Origin of the sequence: Pseudomonas juntendi, assembly GCF_009932375.1 — a bacterium.
GTDB classification, from domain to species: Bacteria; Pseudomonadota; Gammaproteobacteria; order Pseudomonadales; family Pseudomonadaceae; genus Aquipseudomonas; species Aquipseudomonas juntendi.
The window spans coordinates 44079-60787 of the sequence record NZ_BLJG01000093.1 but is presented as its reverse complement, the minus strand read 5'-3'; the positions used below and the strand labels follow the sequence as shown (position 1 = coordinate 60787).

The following is a 16709-nucleotide window of genomic DNA, read 5'->3' as shown; positions in this document are numbered from 1 at the left end:
GGGGCGTTGCAGGGCCTGGGATAGCGTGATAGAAGTCTGTCTTGTCATTCATTAGTTGAATACCAAGATGTCCAATAGCGCGAAATCGAATAGGGCCCTGTTCGACCTTGACCTGTTGCGCGCCACGGTGGTGGTGGCCGATTGCGGCAGTTTCACCACCGCGGCCGCGCGCCTGCATTCCACCCAGTCGACCATCAGCCAGAAGGTTCGCCGCCTGGAGGACATGGTTGGCCACCGGTTACTGGTACGCGGCAACCGCGACGTGCTGCCAACCGACGCCGGGCAGACCCTGCTGGGCTATGCCCGGCATATGCTGGCGCTGAACGACCAGATGCTCGAAGCCTTGGCCGGGGCCATGGTCGGCACCACCGTGCGCCTGGGTGTGCCGGAAGACTTCGTCGGCGGGCGGACCACCAATGCGCTGGCGGCGTTCAGCCGCCTGCACCCGCAGGTAAAGCTGGAGGTGACCAGCGGCCTGTGCCGCGACCTCAGCCAGGCCTACGACAACGGTGAGCTCGACCTGGTGCTGCTCAAGCAGCGGCGCAACACCCGCGAGGGCGTGGCATGCTGGCCAGAGCGCCTGCAGTGGATCGACAGTGCCCGCGCGCCGGCGTTCGAGCTGGACCCGATTCCGCTGGTGACCTTTCCGCCACGCGGCCTGTACCGCGAAGACATGATCAATGCCATCGAGGGCATGGGCCGGCGCTGGCGTATCAGCTTCACCAGTTCCAGCCTCAGTGGCATCCAGGCGGCCGTGGCCGATGGCATGGGCGTCAGTTTGCTCCCGCCGCGCGCGGCGACAGGCGAGCACCGGGTGCTGGGCGAGGGGCAGGGGCTGCCGGAGATCGATAGCTATGAAATCGTCATTGTGCACCGGCCGACCGCTGACATCATGGTCAAGGCCTTGGCCGAGGTCATGACTCAATTGCTGGCCGGGGGCGGCATCTAGCCCAACGAGAAAAGTGTTTCAGGCTGTGGCGGGGCGGAATGTCTGGCAGGGCCGTGCAGTCCCACCGTTAACGTGGGCAGTACGCCCAGCAACCCAAGCCATGGAGACGCACTATGAAAACAGCTGCATTTGTCGCTTTACTGGCCAGCGCCGGGTTGGCCCAGGCGGCCGAAACGGTCGAACTCAAGCTGGCCGGCCCCGACGGCCCTGGCACGTCCATTGGCACTATCAGCATCGAGCAGAACAAATATGGCACGTTGCTCACCCCCGACCTGAAGGACCTGCCGCCAGGTGTGCACGGCTTCCACCTCCACCAGAACGCCTCGTGCGCACCGGCGCAAGACGGCGGCAAGCCTGTGCCAGCGGGCGCTGCGGGCGGGCACTGGGACCCGGATTCCAGCAACGCCCACAAAGGCCCCTATGATGACAGCGGTCATCGCGGTGACTTGCCGGCGCTGTATGTGGGGGCTGATGGCAAGGCCACCTATCCGGTCCTCGCGCCGCGGCTGAAGGTCACCGATTTCAAAGGCCATGCACTGATGGTGCACGCCGGCGGTGACAACCACAGCGACCACCCCGAGAAGCTGGGTGGCGGTGGAGCCCGGGTGGCCTGCGGGGTCGTGCAGTGAACGCTTGCCCGTGCGCTTGAAACAAGGCCGCCCCCGCAGGTTCACGCAAACCTGCGGGGGCGGCCTTGTGTCGGAAGCAGGGCGCCATGCGCCCCGGTGCCTCAGCGCTTGGGGTTCAGTGTCAGGTGCACGTGACGGTTCACGTCCTTGTACAGCAGGTAGCTGAACTTGCCTGGGCCACCTGCGTAGCAGGCTTGCGGGCAGAAGGCGCGCAGCCACATGAAGTCGCCGGCTTCCACTTCGACCCAGTCCTGGTTCAGGCGGTACACCGCCTTGCCTTCCAGCACGTACAGGCCATGCTCCATCACGTGGGTTTCGGCGAACGGGATCACGCCGCCGGGCTGGAAGGTGACGATGTTCACATGCATGTCGTGACGCATGTCGGCCATGTCGACGAAGCGGGTAGTGACCCAGCGGCCTTCGGTGCCCGGCATTTCAATGACGGTGGCGTTGTCACGGTGGGTCACGAACGACTCAGGTGCGTCCAGGCCCTCGACTTTCTGGTAGTGCTTGCGCAGCCAGTGGAAGGTGACATTGGCTTTGCTGTTGTTGCGCAGGCTCCACTCGGCGCCTGGCGCCAGGAACGCGTAGCCGCCTGGCACCAGGGTGTGGTGCTTGCCTTCGACGGTGATGTCCAGTTCGCCTTCGACGATGAAGACCACGGCCTCGGCATCGGGGTCCAGCTCAGGGCGTTCGCTGCCGCCTTCCGGGGCCACTTCGACGATGTACTGCGAGAAAGTCTCGGCAAAACCGGTCAGTGGGCGGGCGATGACCCACATGCGCATCTTGTCCCAGAATGGCAAGTGGCTGGTGACGATGTCACGCATCACGCCTTTGGGGATGACGGCGTAGGCTTCGGTGAACATGGCACGGTCAGTCAGCAGCTCGGTTTGAGCCGGGTGCCCACCGTGGGGGGCGAAGTACGAATGGTTCGACATGGACAATCTCGACTTGTTGTTCTCTCCCCGTGCCGTGAACCGCACCGGCCGGTGCGGCGCAGGGGATGTGGCGACAGAATAGGGTCGAGCGCACGCCATGCACAAATTAAATGTTGGAATACCCAGGATTCGATCGCTGAATGCGCGTTCGCACGCAGGGGCTACCGATCAGAGAATTCCGACATATTTTTCACATTCCCTTGTTAGGATCCCCCGGCATTTCCAAGGAGCCCCCCTTATGCCGTCTATCCTGCGCAAGCGCAGCACCCGAATCGTCTTCACCGCCACCACTGGCCTGCTCGTGGCCACATTGGGCTTTTTCGCCTGGCAAAGCTTCTATCCGGTGCAGGCCGCGGCAGGTTGGAAAGTTGGTGTGCTGCACGGTGACGTGACCAAGGCCGCGTCACTGCTGCCGCAAGCCGATGGCAGCCTGCTGGTCAGCCGCGAGCTGGACGACGGCCGCGGCAGCATCCTCAAGATCGCCGCCGACGGCGCCCGGGTGGTAGTCATCGATAACCTGTCCAAACCCGACGGCATGGTCGCGGCCCAGGGCGGTTGGGTATTCAGCCAGGAGGGAGGTGCCGCGCCCGTCAGCCTGGCCCGCGATGGCAAGGTCACGCCGTTGTTCGAGGGCGACAGCGTGCAAGGGCTGTGGAACGACGGCAAGCACCTGTATGCCATCGAAGACCGCAAAGGTAACGGCCGCCTGATGCGCTACGACTGGCAGAGCGGGCAACTGGACGTGCTGCGCTCCGGCCTGACAGAAACCGAAGGGCTGACACGCTGTCGGGGCGACCTGTTGTACACCGAAAAAGCCAAGGGCACCGTGCGCGCCCTGGCCGCCGATGGCAACGACCCGGTGGTGGTCGACGGTTTGCGCAACCCCACGTTCCTGTACTGCGACCAGCGTGGCCTGTGGATCAGCGAGGACAACACGCACCGCGCCCGGCTGCTGCGCATCGCTGCCGACGGCAGCCAGCACACGGTGCTGACGTTTCTCAAGGCGCCCCAGGCCATCATCGCCGACGGCAAGGGCGGTTACCTGCTGGCCGAGGGCGGACGCGACCGTGTCTTGCACCTGACGCCGCCAGCAGAGCCGGTCACGGCCCAGCGCTAGCCGCAACAGCGTGCTTCCCTGCACGGCCGTGCTCACGGATAATCCCCCACATTCCAATAAACAGCCTGTGAGTGGGTATGAGTGATTCCGTAGTCGGCCTTGGCCAGCCTGAAACCGAAGGGGGGCGCAGAACGCGCAAGAACAACCCCGAGAAAACCCGCGAGGATATCCTCCAGGCCGCCATCCACGAATTCGTTCAGCAAGGGCTGGCCGGGGCTCGCGTGGACGCCATCGCTGAACGCACGGCTACGTCCAAGCGCATGATCTACTACTACTTCGGCAGCAAGGAGCAGTTGTATTGCGAATGCCTGGTCAAGCTATACGGCGATATTCGCAAGACCGAGCAAAGCCTCGACCTGGAGTCACTGCCGGCCGACCAGGCGATCCGCAGGCTGGTGGAGTTCACCTTCGACCACCACGACCGCAATGTCGACTTCGTGCGGATCATCTGCACCGAAAACATCCACTACGGCGAATACGTCAAGCAGTCCCCGGCTATTCGCGAAATGAGCAGCCTGGTGCTCGAAGCCTTGGGCAACACGCTGCGCCGCGGGGTAGAAGAAGGGGTGTTCCGTAGCGGTATCGAGGTGATCGACCTGCACATGCTGATGAGCTCGTTCTGTTTTTACCGGGTGTCCAACCGGCATACCTTTGGCGAGATCTTCCAGATAGATCTGTCGGATGACCAGGTCAAGCTGCGGCACAAGGCGATGATCTGTGATGCGGTGCTGCGCTACATCCAGGTTGGGCAGCGCCCCTGACGCTGCGCCAACCTGCTCAGTCGCCTAACCGCTGCTCACGCGAGGGCGGGTAGCCAAAATACGCCGCATAGCATTTGCTGAAATGTGACACCGAAACAAAGCCGCAAGCCACCGCCACTTCCATCACCGACAGGTCGGAATACTGCAGCAGCCTGCGGCTTTTGGTAATGCGCAGCTCCATGTAGTAACGCCGCGGCGATGTGCCCAGCTGGGCCTGGAACAACCTGTCGATCTGGCGCCGTGAACGCCCGCTGTAGGCGGCCAGCTGGTCGAGGCTGAGGGTTTCCTCGAGGTTGTTCTCCATCAGTTCGACAATGGTACGCAGGTGCAGGCTCATGGACTTCTTGGCCCCCGGCCCGACCTGGCGGTAACGGGCGCCTGAGAACGACAGAATTTCTTCCACGCCTTCGGCCAGGCCGTCACCATACAAGCGCCGCACCAGCCCCAGCATCAGTTCCATGGCGCCGTTCGGGCTGGCGGCACTGAGCCGGTCACGGTCGAGGGTGAAGCTGGCCGGAGTAATGCGGGTTTGCGGGCTGCGCTCGGACAAACTGGCACGCTGCTCGGGGTGAACGCTGCAGCCATAGTCATCCAGCACCCCGGCGCGCCCCAGGAACCAGGCGCCGTTCCACAAGCCACCCAAGGCCATGCCATGGGCCGCGCAATCACTCAGCAAGCGGTCGAGTACCGGGTATTTCAGCGGCGTACGCAAGCCCCCGCAGATGACCAGCAGGTCCGGTGACTTCAACGCCTGGGGGGACAATTCGGTGGCCACCAGTTCCAGCCCAAGGTCGCTGAGCACGCGGTCGCCGTCCAGCGACAGCGGGGTGAAACTGAAGCTGTCGGTACGCAGCAGGTTGGCCGTGACCAGCACGTCCATGGCCACGGTGAAACTGGCCATGGAGAAGTGTTCGAGCAGCACGAAATCGACTTGATAAGGGGCCTGGGCATCGGCGCTGCTGGCCTTGAGCCGCAGCATGTTGCTGGTACTGGTCTTCTTGCTGAACTGGCGTGGCGTGGGCACTCTGAACTCCGCTTGCTGGCTGGCTCGCAGAGTGTGGCCGGTGGCTGGAGGAAAGACAATCTCCCCGGTGGCGGTGTCGTATTACAGGTCGTGTTCAGGCAACCTGTATGGCTGCAGACTTTCCCACTATGCTGTGCCATAGGCGCTTGCGTGAAACGCCTGGCCCTTGAGGAACCTATCGATGAAATACGCCGCTGCCTTGTTGCTCAGCTTGTTGCCATTGCTGGCCACGGCCGTGGAGCCGGGCGAACCGCTCGCGCCCTTTACGTTGCTCGACCAGCATGACCAGGCCTACACCCTGAGCGCGGACACCCGGGTACTACTGGTGGCGCGCGACATGGACGGCGCCAAGTTGGTCAAGGCTGCACTGGCCGACGCGCCCAAAGATTACCTGGAAGCACGCAAGGCCGTGTTCGTCGCCGACATCCAGCGCATGCCTGCGTTGGTCAGCAAGCTGTTCGCCATCCCGGCCATGCGCGGTTACAGCTACCGGGTGTTGCTCGACCGGGAAGGGCGGGTAGCCAGCCGTTACCCCGGGCAGCAAAAGCAGGTGCAGTGGTTGCAGTTGCAAGAAGGCAGATTGGTGAGCCAGCAGGCGTTCACCGATGCCGCGGCATTGAAGGCGGCGCTGGAGCGTGCGCCGCTGCAGTGAGGTGCGTTACCTGCAGGAGTGGTCAAAACAATCTGAACCCTCAGCGTCAATAACAACCCAAGCCATTACACGGCAAAGAGAGAGCGCTTATGGAAGTCGGAACGATCTGGATCATTGTCGCAGCCTTGGTCATCCTCATGGAAATCTGGGCCATCTGGAACATCATCGGCAGTGAGCGGCGCGCCGAACGCAAGATGTTGTGGGTGGTGTTCGTCGTCTACGCGCCAATCCCCGGCTTGTTGTTCTGGGCCTGGCGCGGCCCGCGCGCCGTAAAAGGCCGGTCCGTACTCGAAGAAAAATGACAGGCACGGGTATCAGGCGCTCGCGCGCCTGATACCGTCAGCGGTCACTTTCCAGCGGTCATTTGGGCAGCACGTTGAAGCGAATGGCGGGGCCGAGGCCGTTCACCATCAGGCAGCCGTAGAACTTCACGGTGGACAGCACGCCCAGCGTCTTCAACGCATCGTGTATGAATGCGTGGAATACGCGCTCGGCATCCTTCTGGCGGTCGGCAAGCGTCGCGGCCTCGAGCGTGACCACCCCAAGCAAGGTGGTCTCGATGTGCTCGACGGTTTCCAGGCCGGTTTTCTCGCGAAGGTACGTACGTGCCTTCGCCGCATCTGCCTCATCCCCTTCGACGGTGTAAGCCAACTGAAAATCGAATTTGCTCATGGTTTTGTCCTTGGTTGCGATAAAGCGTCCGTGCCGTGCCGTGCACCTTACCGGGATGCGCAAGTTGTGAAAACGAACGAGGTGTTCAACAATTTCATCTGTTTGTAGGAAACGACCTACTTGACCTCGAGTACCTTCTGGCATCCCCTGGGGGGCGTACACCTTGCTCGGCAGAGGGTCGCCCAGGCCGCTGGCCGACACGGCCGGCAACTTTGCCCGCAGCCTGCCCTGGCTGGTGGTGCTGGCACCGCTGCTGTTGCTGGGGGCCGGGCCACACCTTAGTGCCGGTGGCTTGCTGTTCGCCCTGGGCTCCGGTGTGCTGGCTTCCGGACCCGGTTATGCCGTGTGGTATGGCGTGGTGCGGCAGGTCAGTGCGCAACAGGCGGCGACCCTGCAACTGAGTGTGCCGGTGCTGGCGGGGTTGGGCGGGGTTGCGCTGATCGGCGAGCCGTTATCGCTGCGTTTGTTGCTCGCCAGTGTGGTAGTGCTGGGCGGTATTACGCTGGCGCTGGTGCCGCGCCGCCAGGCCCTGTAGGAAAAGCCTAGAAAAAGCTGCGCTGGGCCTTGAGGGTGACCACGCTGTCGCAATAGGTGTTCATGCCTGAGTAGGCGTCACAGCTGGTGCCACTGAGGCTCGAGTTGCTGTAGATCAGGTTCAGGTCGATGCCTAGCCAAGGGCGCGACAGTTCCAGCGACCAGTCGGAAAAGGCATTCACCTGGCTGCCATCGCCGATGGTGAAGGGTGTGCCCAGGCGATGATGGGCGAGTTTGACGGTGAGGTCGACATCGAACAAGGGCAGTTGGCCAAAATCGGCGAACAGCGTACCGGTGCGGTTGTCGGGGTTGTCGCGCAGTGCACCGCCGAACCGGCTGCCCAGCACCGACACTCCCCCATACAGGGCTACGCTCTCGGCGCCGGCGATGTTTGGCTGGCTGTAGTGGATCAACCCCACTTCATAGCCCAAGGTGCTGTCGAAGTGGTGCTTGTAGCCCATGTAGCTGTCCAGGCGCAGGGTCGAGTTAGCCGTCACCCCCATGCTCGGGGCATATTGGCCGACGTACAGCCCACTGGGGTGGCTGAAATCCATGCCGCCATGAAACGCGCCGACCGCCGTGGGTGAAATCAACCCTTGGGCCATGCTGCGGGAAGGGGTGGTGCCGAGTGTAAAGTCGAAATCGCCCAGTTGGCGCTTCATCTGCTGGGCCAGCAGAGGGGGGCTGAACAGCAGGGCAATGCTCAGCAACAGCAGGGGCCTGAACATGGTCACCGTCCTGGAGGGCTTACGGTAGAGCGTTCAAGGATACCTGCCCGAGCGGCCGCTGAAAACCATGTAGCGGCGGGTTCAGCCTTTGGTCGAACGGTCGGCATCGGCTGCCTCGGTCACCACCGGCAGGTTGCCTGCACGCTGGATCACCCGGCGTTGCTGCTCATAGTCGTCCAGCGACAGACCGCGGCGCTGCAAGGCCTCCAGCTGTAACTGGCGGGTTTCGTCGGCGCTGTACGGGCGCAGTTCAGGGTGGCTGGCACAGCCGCTGCTGATGGCGAGGGTAAGCAGGGCAAGCGTGGCAGTCAGCAAGCGGGCCAGGGTGTTCATCAGGTAGCTCCAGGGGCCAAGGGTGTAGGTGGCGAGGCGATGGAGCTAGGTTATGTGGTTGTCGCGCCTGGTAGAAATTGCCCCTCTCGATAGTGACTATTGATGCACGGCGCCCTGGCCATTGACGCGCAGAAGCTCAAACCTTGCAGGCTGCCGCCTGGTGGCTCGATCCATGAAAAACGGGGCATGCCAGCGATGGCATGCCCCGTTTTTTGTACCGCAAAAGCGTTTCAGGCGACTTTGACGATCCAGCCAGCCGGTGCTTCCACATCACCGCTCTGGATGCCGGTCAGCTCATTGTAGAGCTTCTGCGTGACCGGGCCGACCTTCTCCAGGTCGTGGAACACGTGCAGCTTGCCGTTGTACTCGATGCCACCAATCGGGGTGATCACCGCAGCAGTACCGCAGGCGCCGGCTTCGACGAAGCGGTCCAGCTTGCTGATTTCCACGTCACCTTCGACCACGGTCAGGCCCAGGCGCGATTGTGCCAGCTCCATCAGCGACAGGCGGGTGATGCCTGGCAGCACCGAGGCCGATTTAGGCGTGACGAACTCATTGTTGGCGGTAATGCCGAAGAAGTTGGCCGAGCCGACTTCTTCAATCTTGGTGTGGGTCAGCGGGTCGAGGTAGATGGCGTCGGCGAAGTTGGCTTTCTTCGCTTCGGCACCTGGCTGCAGGCTGGCAGCGTAATTGCCACCGACCTTGGCGGCACCGGTGCCCTGCGGTGCTGCACGGTCGAAGCTGGAGATCTGGAAGTTGTGCGGCTTCATGCCGCCCTTGAAGTACGAGCCAACCGGAATGGCGAAAACCGAGAAGATGAACTCGGGAGCGGTGCGCACGCCAATGTTGTCGCCGGTGCCGATGACGAACGGGCGCAGGTACAGGGCGCCTTTACCATGCGGTGGCACGAACTTTTCGTTGGCCTTGACCACTTGCTTGCACGCCTCGATGAACACATCGGTCGGCACCTGCGGCATCAGCAGGCGGGCGCAGCTGCGCTGCATGCGGGCGGCGCTCGATCTCACAGGCGCTGAAAGAATCGAGGCGAGCCAACGGTTGACCACCCGCCAACCACTGCGTAGCCTTGCCACTTCGAGGTTCTTCGGCCAGGCCGAAGCTAAGACGGGAACGCGGTACAAGCCGCGGCTGCCCCCGCAACTGTAAGCACCGACAACGGATCGACACAGCCACTGCGCCAACGCGCGGGAAGGCGTCATCCCGCCAGACTGCTGCCGTGGCAGGCAACTGGAACGGTGCAAGCCAGGAGACCTGCCTCGTCACGTTTTCGACTTTCAACCGGGCGGGGTGATCCGGTGGCGAACAAGCCCGGCCGGCCTGGCCGGTGGCTGTCGTCCTGCATGCCCGCGCCATACTGCCAAGGGCACTGCGACATGAAAACACTGGCCAAGCTCCCCGTTACCATCGTTACCGGCTTTCTCGGCTCGGGCAAGACCACGTTGCTGCGCCACATGCTCGACAACGCCCAGGGCCGCCGCATCGCGGTCATCGTCAACGAGTTCGGCGAACTGGGCATCGATGGCGAAATCCTCAAGCAATGCAGCATCGGTTGCACTGAAGAGGAGGCCACCGGCCGCGTTTACGAGCTGGCCAACGGCTGCTTGTGCTGCACCGTGCAGGAAGAATTCTTCCCGGTGATGCGCGAGCTGGTGGCACGCCGTGGCGACCTGGACCACATCCTGATCGAGACTAGCGGCCTGGCCCTGCCCAAACCGCTGGTGCAGGCCTTCCAGTGGCCGGAAATCCGCAACGCCTGCACCGTCGACGCCGTGATCACCGTGGTCGACAGCCCGGCGGTGGCTGCCGGCACCTTTGCCGCCTACCCGGACCAGGTCGATGCGCAGCGCAAGCTGGACCCCAACCTGGACCACGAGTCGCCCCTGCATGAGCTGTTCGCCGACCAGCTCGCCAGCGCTGACCTGGTGGTATTGAACAAGGCTGACTTGATCAACGCCGAAGGCCTGGCCAAGGTGCGTGCCGAAGTCGCCGAAGAACTGCCGCCGGCGGTGAAAGTGGTCGAAGCCAGCAGCGGCAAGCTGCCACTGGAAGTGCTGCTGGGCGTGGGCGCCGAGTCCGAGGCGCACATCGATGGCCGCCGTACCCACCACGACTCGCACCACGACGGCGACGACCATGACGATCATGACCACGACGCCTTCGACTCCATCTCCATCGACCTGCCGGAAGCCGACGAAAGCCTGCTGCTCGACGCCCTGACCCAGCTGGTGGTGGAGTTCGGCATCCTGCGTGCCAAAGGCTTCGCTGCCATCCCGGGCAAGCCGATGCGCCTGCTGGTGCAAGGCGTGGGTACCCGTTTCGACAAGCACTTCGATCGTGCCTGGCGTGCCGACGAGCCGCGCATCACCCGCCTGGTGCTGATCGGCCAGGACCTTGATGCGGCCCAGCTGGAAGCGCGCCTGCGCCAGGCCTTGGGCGCCTGACCCATGCACCTGCTGCGGACCCAGCCCGGCGGCTTTGTGCCGGATGACAGCATCGCCGACCTTGGCCAGACACCCGCCGAACTGGTGATACTCTGCAGCGGCGATTCTCACCTGGCATTGCTGGCCGACACGGCCGAGCAATTGCCCGCAGGCTTCCCCAGCCTGCGCCTGGCCAACCCGATGCAGGTGCAGAACCACGCCTCGGTCGACCTGTACGTTGACCAGGTGCTGCGCCATGCCAAGGTCATCCTGGTGTCGCTGCACGGTGGCGTCGGTTATTGGCGCTATGGCGTAGAACAACTGGTCGAACTGGCAGCCCGTGGCGTGCAGCTGATCCTGGTGCCGGGCGACGACCGCCCGGACCCGGAACTGACCAGCCTGGGCAACGTCACCGGCGCGCAGGCCGAACGCCTGTGGCACTACCTGCGCCAAGGCGGCAAGGCCAACGCCATCAACCTGTTCAACTGCCTGGCCAGCCAGTGGCTGGGCCGCGACTATGCCTGGGACGAGCCGCAGCCGTTGCCGCGCACGGCGGTGTACCACCCACAAAAGGGCAGCGCGGCGCTGGAAGACTGGTACCCGCAGTGGCACCCCGAACACCCGGTAGCGCCGCTGCTGTTCTACCGCTCGCACCTGCAAGCGGCCAACACCGCGTTCATCGACGTGTTCTGCCAGCGCCTGCAGGCGGCCGGTCTGAATCCATTGCCGATCGCCGTGGCCAGCCTGAAGGAAAGCGCCTGCCTGGAGCAGGTCGAAGCCTGGCTGGACGAGGTCGGCGCCGAGGTGCTGGTCAACACCACCGGTTTTGCCCTCTCCAGCCCCGAACGCCCCAACCTGCGCCCGTTCCGCCGTGATATCCCGGTGTTGCAGGCCATTTGCGCGCAGGACAACCAGCCCGGCTGGGAAGCCAGCGAACAGGGCCTGGGTGCGCGCGACCTGGCCATGCACATAGCCTTGCCCGAACTGGACGGGCGCATCATCACCCGGCCGGTCAGTTTCAAGGACATGGCCTGGCGCAGCGAGCGCAGCCAGTCGGACGTGGTGTGCTACCGCGCCCACCCCGAACGCATGGACTTCGTCGCCGAGCTGGCGCGCCGTTGGGTCGAGCTGGCGCGCCTGCCCAATGGGCAGAAGCGCGTGGCCCTGGTGCTGGCCAACTACCCGACCCGGGATGGCCGTATTGGCAACGGTGTTGGCCTGGATACGCCCGCTGCGGCCCTGAACATCCTCAAGGCATTGCAAGCCGAAGGCTACCCGGTGGCCGACCTGCCGGGCAGTGGCACGCAGCTGATCCAGCAGTTGCTCGGTGGCGTGACCAACGACCTTGACAACCTCGACCAGCGCCCTTGCGCCCAGAGCTTGAGCCTGGCCGACTACCAGGCTGCGTTCGCGCGCCTGCCCGAAGCCAACCGCCAGGCGGTGCTGGAACGGTGGGGGCCACCCCAGCAGGACCCGATGTTCCGCAGTGGCCGGCTGATGGTCGCCGGCCTGCGGTTTGGCCTGACCTTTGTCGGCATCCAGCCGGCACGTGGCTACCAGGTGGACCCCAGCGCGGTCTACCACGACCCCGACCTGGTGCCGCCACATGGTTACCTGGCGTTTCACTTCTGGCTGCGCCATGCCTTCGCTGCCGACGCGGTGATACACGTCGGCAAGCACGGCAACCTCGAATGGCTACCAGGCAAGGGCGTAGGGCTGTCGGCGCAGTGCTGGCCGGACGCCTTGCTCGGCCCGCTGCCGAACATCTACCCGTTCATCGTCAACGACCCCGGTGAGGGCGCCCAGGCCAAGCGCCGTACCCAGGCGGTGATCATCGATCACCTCATGCCACCGCTGACCCGTGCCGAGACTTACGGGCCGTTGCGCCACCTGGAGCAACTGGCCGACGAATTCTATGAGGCGCAACTGCTCGACCCTCGGCGGGCGCGCGAGTTGCAGCGCGACATCCTCGAACTGGTCAAGGTCAACCATATCGACCGCGAGCTGCAGCTGGAGGGGCAGCTGGACGATGCTGCCGTGTGGCTGCCGCGCCTGGACACTTACCTGTGCGACCTCAAGGAGTCGCAGATCCGCGACGGCCTGCATGTGTTTGGCCAATCGCCTGCCGGGCGCCTGCGGCTGGATACGCTGCTGGCGTTGCTCAGGGTCGAGCGCGGCGATGGCCGAGGCGGCAATGCCAGCTTGCTACGCACCTTGGCCAAGGCGCTGGTGCCCGGCTTCGACCCACTGGATTGCGAACTCGGCCAGCCGTGGCAGGGCGCCCGCCCCGAGCCGTTGCAAGCGGTAACCAGCGAGGCATGGCGCACCTGTGGCGATACGCGGGAGCGCCTGGAGCTATTGGCGCTGCAACTGATCGAGCAGGCGCTGGCCGGCAGTGCACAGCTACCTGACAGCCCCGCATGGCACCCCGTGCATGCGGTGCTGCAAGCCCTGTGCATGGAGGTGGCGCCGGGCCTGGATGCCTGCGGCAGCGCAGAAATGCAGGGCTTGCTGGCAGCGCTGGCCGGGCGCTTCGTGCCGGCAGGGCCCAGTGGCGCGCCCAGCCGTGGCCGCCTCGATGTGCTGCCCACCGGCCGTAACTTCTATACCGTGGACGTGCGCAACCTGCCTACCACCACGGCCTGGCGCCTGGGCTTCGCCTCGGCCAACCTGATTCTTGAACGCCACCTGCAGGACCATGGCGACCACCTGCGCCAGTTGGGCCTTTCAGTGTGGGGTACCGCTACCATGCGTACCGGCGGCGACGACATCGCCCAGGCCATGGCACTGATGGGCGTACGGCCGGTGTGGGCCAGCGGTAGCCAACGGGTCGATGACTTCGAGATCTTGCCGCTGAGTTTGCTCGACCGCCCACGGGTGGACGTGACCTTGCGCGTTTCCGGGTTCTTCCGCGATGCCTTCGGCAACCTGATCCGCCTGTTCGATGCCGCGGTGCAAGCGGTGGCGGCGCTGGACGAGCCCGACGACCTCAACCCCCTGGCTGCCCGTGTACGCACCGAGCGCGCTGCGCTGCAGGCCCAGGGTGCAAGCGCCGAACAGGCCGCTCGGGAGGCAGGCTGGCGGGTCTTCGGGGCCAAACCCGGCGCCTACGGTGCCGGGGTGCAGAACGCCATCGACGGCCGCCTGTGGCACAGCCGCGAAGACCTGGCCGAGGTCTACCTCAACCATGGCGGCTATGCCTACGGCGGCAGCGATGACGGCACCCCGGCCCGCGCCCAGTTCGCCCAGCGCCTGGCCAAGGTCCAGGCGGTGTTGCAAAACCAGGACAACCACGAGCACGACCTGCTCGATTCCAACGACTACTACCAGTTCCAGGGTGGCATGCTGGCGGCTTCGGAAACCCTGGGCGGGGCCGGCGTGGCCAGTTACCACGGTGACCACAGCCAGGTGGACCGGCCGCGCATCCGCACCTTGAAAGAAGAGCTGAACCGGGTGATCCGCGCCCGTGCGTTGAACCCCAAATGGATCGATGGGGTCAAGCGACATGGCTACAAAGGCGCCTTCGAGATGGCGGCGACGGTGGACAACCTGTTTGCCTTCGACGCCACCACGCACCTGATCGACGACCATCATTACCAGGGGCTGGCCGACGCCTATGTGCTCGACCCGGCCACCCGCGACTTCATGCGCGAGCACAACCCCGAGGCCTTGCGTGACCTTACCGAGCGCCTGCTGGAGGCCCAGCAACGTGGCCTGTGGCAAGCGCCTGGTGACTACCGCGAAGCGCTTGAGGAGCAACTGCTCGACGGCGAGGAACAGGCTTGACATGAGTGAACCCGTACAATTTCCGCTGGCGGCCGTGGTGGGTGCCGAGGACCTGAAGCTGGCCCTGTGCCTGACGGCCATCGACCCGAAAATCGGCGGCGTGCTGATCGAAGGCCCGCGCGGCATGGCCAAGAGCACCTTGGCCCGTGGCCTGGCCGACCTGCTGGGTGAGGGCCCGTTCGTGACCCTGCCGCTGGGTGCCAGTGAGGAACGGTTGGTCGGTACCCTGGACCTCGACGCCGCGCTTGGCCAAGGCAAGGCTCAGTTCTCCCCAGGGGTACTGGCCCAGGCCGATGGCGGCGTGCTGTATGTGGATGAAGTCAACCTGCTGCCAGATACCCTGGTCGACCTGTTGCTTGACGTGGCCGCCAGCGGTACCAACCGCGTCGAGCGCGACGGCATCTCGCACCGCCACAGCGCCCGCTTCGTGCTGATCGGCACCATGAACCCGGAAGAAGGCGAACTGCGCCCGCAGTTGCTCGACCGGTTCGGCCTTAATGTGGCCCTGCAAGGTTTGCCCGAACCTGCGGCCCGGCAGCAGATCATCCGTCGGCGCCTGGCCTTCGACCATGACCCGCAGGCTTTTTGCGCGCAATGGGCGCAGGCGCAGGCGCAGTTGCGCGAGCGCTGCCAGGCGGCGCGCCATGTGCTGGCGGGCATTGCGCTGGACGACCAGGCACTGGCCTGGATCACCCAGCGCTGTTTTGCTGCTGGCGTGGATGGCGTGCGCGCCGACCTGGTCTGGCTGCGCGCGGCGCGCGCCCACTGTGCCTGGCGCGGTGGTGCAGCCATTGAAGAAACCGACGTGGAGGCCGTAGCCGAATTTGCCTTGCGCCATCGCCGCCGGGTGGCGCCACAGGCCAATCCGCCAGCCCCCCCGCAACAGGCCGAACAGCCGGCCGGCAGCAACCCTGGTGAACAAGGCGGGCAGGGCGATTGGGGTGCATTGCCCGCGCAGCCGGTGGCCAGTGGCGCCCGTCGCGAGGTGCCAAACTGGGCAAAAAAGCCCTGAGCCCCCCCCAGCCACACGCCATAGGGGGGGATGCCAAGGCGGGTGCAGGCAAGCAGCACGGTGCCAGCCGAGGGCGCGCACGCGACGCGTTGGCAGGTAGGGTCGCCTGGCTGCCGACTTTGCTCAAGGGGCGCCCACGCCAACGCCAGGACCTGTGCTGGCAGCAACGCCGGGCCAGGCCTGCCGAACTGTGGTTGGTGATCGTCGATGCGTCGGCCTCAACCCGCCGCCACCAGGCCTTGGCGCAGACCAAGGGGGTGTTGGCAGCACTGTTCGATCAGGCTTATCGCCAGCGTGCTCGCCTGGCGCTGCTCACGGCCAGCGGGCGCACGCCGCAGTGGCAGCGCCATGGCCTCAAGGCGTCGGCGGCCTTGCAGCCATGGCTACAGGCGTTGGGGGCTGGCGGGGGCACGCCACTGTTCGCAGCCCTGGAGCAGGCCCGGCATTGGCTGCAGGCACGCCAGCGGGCATACCCGCAAGAAGTGCTGCGCTGCCTGGTGTTTACCGATGGGCGCGTGCAGCACAGCAACACGGTCCAACCCATGCCTTGTGCCACGCTGTTGGTGGACATGGAAATGGCGCCGGTACGGCTAGGGCGTGCCCAGCGCCTGGCCGAGCAATTGCAGGCGGATTATCAGCACTTGCAACACTTCAAGCTGGCGTATTGAACAGGGGCACTGCGGCACAATGTCGCAAGTGACAAAGTTGTCAGGCCTGCACGATGAAAGTTGCACAAGTGCGTGGCGCTGCACGCACTTGTTATAAACGCCGGTATTATTTCGGCATCGACCAAGGTTGCAGGTCGTAACCTTTTTCGCACAATTCGGCGCGCACTTCCTCGATCAGGCTGGCCCACTGCGCGGGGTCGGAGTAGATGCGCGAAGACACCTGCTTGGCGCCAATGCGGGTGTTGGTCCGGTCGATCACTGCCAGGCTGAGTTCACCAGTGCCATTGGGGGCATCCCAGGCTACGCACTGGAAGGGTTCGAAGGCGTGGTCGGCAATCAGCAGTGCTTCGTTGACACGGAGCGGGGCATTCATGGTTCGGTCTCTCTATGGTCCCAAACAGCGAAGTAAGTCCGCGTTGCTTAAAAGTCGCCTCAGGTGCGCGAAGTGCAGCGCGGGGTTATGTGTAC

The 16709-nt window shown here is 64.5% G+C and carries 16 protein-coding genes, 2 pseudogenes and 1 riboswitch; of the genes and pseudogenes, 11 read left to right on the top strand and 7 right to left on the bottom strand.

The features are described from left to right. The first annotated feature begins 67 nt into the window (after window positions 1-67). Window positions 68-949: a LysR substrate-binding domain-containing protein gene (locus GYA94_RS13430; protein ID WP_009686685.1), complete on the top strand. Its 882-nt coding sequence runs from the start codon at window positions 68-70 to the stop codon at window positions 947-949. Between the two features lie 113 nt (window positions 950-1062). Continuing rightward, complete coding sequence (gene sodC / locus GYA94_RS13425; protein ID WP_161892475.1) at window positions 1063-1578, top strand: superoxide dismutase family protein; 516 nt, start codon at window positions 1063-1065, stop codon at window positions 1576-1578. 101 nt (window positions 1579-1679) lie between these two features. On the opposite strand, the gene GYA94_RS13420 is transcribed toward sodC, so the two are convergent. After that, window positions 1680-2516: a bifunctional allantoicase/(S)-ureidoglycine aminohydrolase gene (locus tag GYA94_RS13420; RefSeq protein ID WP_029886486.1), complete on the bottom strand. Its 837-nt coding sequence runs from the start codon at window positions 2514-2516 to the stop codon at window positions 1680-1682. 238 nt (window positions 2517-2754) lie between these two features. Between GYA94_RS13420 and GYA94_RS13415 the strand changes: the two genes are divergently transcribed. Then, window positions 2755-3633: an NHL repeat-containing protein gene (locus tag GYA94_RS13415; RefSeq protein ID WP_161892474.1), complete on the top strand. Its 879-nt coding sequence runs from the start codon at window positions 2755-2757 to the stop codon at window positions 3631-3633. Between the two features lie 77 nt (window positions 3634-3710). After that, the gene (locus tag GYA94_RS13410) at window positions 3711-4394 is read left to right on the top strand and encodes a TetR/AcrR family transcriptional regulator (protein ID WP_029886484.1); all 684 of its coding nucleotides are present in this window, start codon (window positions 3711-3713) and stop codon (window positions 4392-4394) included. 16 nt (window positions 4395-4410) lie between these two features. Here GYA94_RS13410 and GYA94_RS13405 read toward each other — a convergent pair whose 3' ends face one another. Then, complete coding sequence (locus tag GYA94_RS13405) at window positions 4411-5418, bottom strand: GlxA family transcriptional regulator (protein ID WP_110679810.1); 1008 nt, start codon at window positions 5416-5418, stop codon at window positions 4411-4413. Between the two features lie 181 nt (window positions 5419-5599). Here GYA94_RS13405 and GYA94_RS13400 point away from each other — a divergent pair, with 181 nt between their 5' ends. After that, window positions 5600-6070, top strand: a complete 471-nt coding sequence (locus GYA94_RS13400; RefSeq protein ID WP_110679809.1) for an FAD/FMN-containing dehydrogenase — start codon at window positions 5600-5602, stop codon at window positions 6068-6070. Window positions 6071-6159: 89 nt separating this feature from the next. Then, window positions 6160-6372 (top strand): PLDc N-terminal domain-containing protein, encoded by a 213-nt coding sequence (locus tag GYA94_RS13395; RefSeq protein ID WP_009686692.1) that lies wholly within the window; start codon window positions 6160-6162, stop codon window positions 6370-6372. Window positions 6373-6430: 58 nt separating this feature from the next. Here GYA94_RS13395 and GYA94_RS13390 read toward each other — a convergent pair whose 3' ends face one another. Then, on the bottom strand, window positions 6431-6742 hold the full coding sequence (locus GYA94_RS13390; protein WP_110679808.1) for a hypothetical protein: 312 nt from the start codon (window positions 6740-6742) through the stop codon (window positions 6431-6433). Between the two features lie 136 nt (window positions 6743-6878). Between GYA94_RS13390 and GYA94_RS13385 the strand changes: the two are divergent. Next, window positions 6879-7277, top strand: a pseudogene (locus tag GYA94_RS13385) (EamA family transporter); the annotation flags it as partial. Between the two features lie 7 nt (window positions 7278-7284). Here the strand turns inward: GYA94_RS13385 and GYA94_RS13380 are convergent. From GYA94_RS13380 to GYA94_RS13370, 3 genes and pseudogenes are all read right to left on the bottom strand, one after another. Next, on the bottom strand, window positions 7285-8004 hold the full coding sequence (locus tag GYA94_RS13380; RefSeq protein WP_009686695.1) for a TorF family putative porin: 720 nt from the start codon (window positions 8002-8004) through the stop codon (window positions 7285-7287). Between the two features lie 81 nt (window positions 8005-8085). Beyond that, on the bottom strand, window positions 8086-8337 hold the full coding sequence (locus GYA94_RS13375) for a hypothetical protein (protein WP_110679807.1): 252 nt from the start codon (window positions 8335-8337) through the stop codon (window positions 8086-8088). A gap of 230 nt (window positions 8338-8567) precedes the next feature. Then, window positions 8568-9353, bottom strand: a pseudogene (locus GYA94_RS13370) (branched-chain amino acid aminotransferase); the annotation flags it as partial. A 62-nt stretch (window positions 9354-9415) separates the two neighbouring features. Further along, window positions 9416-9628, top strand: a riboswitch (cobalamin riboswitch). Window positions 9629-9728: 100 nt separating this feature from the next. Here GYA94_RS13370 and cobW point away from each other — a divergent pair. The 4 genes from cobW to GYA94_RS13350 all read left to right on the top strand — a co-directional run bounded on the left by cobW (window position 9729) and on the right by GYA94_RS13350 (window position 16241). Then, entirely contained in the window at window positions 9729-10796 is a 1068-nt protein-coding gene (cobW, locus tag GYA94_RS13365; RefSeq protein ID WP_110679640.1) for a cobalamin biosynthesis protein CobW, read from the top strand. A gap of 3 nt (window positions 10797-10799) precedes the next feature. Then, the gene (gene cobN, locus GYA94_RS13360; RefSeq protein ID WP_161892473.1) at window positions 10800-14561 is read left to right on the top strand and encodes a cobaltochelatase subunit CobN; all 3762 of its coding nucleotides are present in this window, start codon (window positions 10800-10802) and stop codon (window positions 14559-14561) included. 1 nt (window position 14562) lies between these two features. Beyond that, window positions 14563-15573, top strand: coding sequence for a magnesium chelatase ATPase subunit I (locus GYA94_RS13355; protein ID WP_161892472.1), 1011 nt, complete (start codon window positions 14563-14565; stop codon window positions 15571-15573). 89 nt (window positions 15574-15662) lie between these two features. Beyond that, entirely contained in the window at window positions 15663-16241 is a 579-nt protein-coding gene (locus tag GYA94_RS13350) for a vWA domain-containing protein (protein WP_161892471.1), read from the top strand. 106 nt (window positions 16242-16347) lie between these two features. On the opposite strand, the gene GYA94_RS13345 is transcribed toward GYA94_RS13350, so the two are convergent. Further along, a complete protein-coding gene (locus GYA94_RS13345; protein WP_009686703.1) occupies window positions 16348-16614 on the bottom strand; it encodes a hypothetical protein in 267 nt (88 codons plus the stop codon). Between the last annotated feature and the right edge of the window lie 95 nt (window positions 16615-16709).

What these genes read in the sequence shown, in the direction of transcription:
- GYA94_RS13430 (WP_009686685.1), top strand. Translation starts at nt 68, where the DNA reads ATGTCCAATAGCGCGAAATCGAATAGGGCCCTGTTCGACCTTGACCTG.
- sodC (WP_161892475.1), top strand. Translation starts at nt 1,063, where the DNA reads ATGAAAACAGCTGCATTTGTCGCTTTACTGGCCAGCGCCGGGTTGGCC.
- GYA94_RS13420 (WP_029886486.1), bottom strand. Translation starts at nt 2,516, where the DNA reads ATGTCGAACCATTCGTACTTCGCCCCCCACGGTGGGCACCCGGCTCAA.
- GYA94_RS13415 (WP_161892474.1), top strand. Translation starts at nt 2,755, where the DNA reads ATGCCGTCTATCCTGCGCAAGCGCAGCACCCGAATCGTCTTCACCGCC.
- GYA94_RS13410 (WP_029886484.1), top strand. Translation starts at nt 3,711, where the DNA reads ATGAGTGATTCCGTAGTCGGCCTTGGCCAGCCTGAAACCGAAGGGGGG.
- GYA94_RS13400 (WP_110679809.1), top strand. Translation starts at nt 5,600, where the DNA reads ATGAAATACGCCGCTGCCTTGTTGCTCAGCTTGTTGCCATTGCTGGCC.
- GYA94_RS13395 (WP_009686692.1), top strand. Translation starts at nt 6,160, where the DNA reads ATGGAAGTCGGAACGATCTGGATCATTGTCGCAGCCTTGGTCATCCTC.
- GYA94_RS13390 (WP_110679808.1), bottom strand. Translation starts at nt 6,742, where the DNA reads ATGAGCAAATTCGATTTTCAGTTGGCTTACACCGTCGAAGGGGATGAG.
- GYA94_RS13380 (WP_009686695.1), bottom strand. Translation starts at nt 8,004, where the DNA reads ATGTTCAGGCCCCTGCTGTTGCTGAGCATTGCCCTGCTGTTCAGCCCC.
- GYA94_RS13375 (WP_110679807.1), bottom strand. Translation starts at nt 8,337, where the DNA reads ATGAACACCCTGGCCCGCTTGCTGACTGCCACGCTTGCCCTGCTTACC.
- cobW (WP_110679640.1), top strand. Translation starts at nt 9,729, where the DNA reads ATGAAAACACTGGCCAAGCTCCCCGTTACCATCGTTACCGGCTTTCTC.
- cobN (WP_161892473.1), top strand. Translation starts at nt 10,800, where the DNA reads ATGCACCTGCTGCGGACCCAGCCCGGCGGCTTTGTGCCGGATGACAGC.
- GYA94_RS13355 (WP_161892472.1), top strand. Translation starts at nt 14,563, where the DNA reads ATGAGTGAACCCGTACAATTTCCGCTGGCGGCCGTGGTGGGTGCCGAG.
- GYA94_RS13345 (WP_009686703.1), bottom strand. Translation starts at nt 16,614, where the DNA reads ATGAATGCCCCGCTCCGTGTCAACGAAGCACTGCTGATTGCCGACCAC.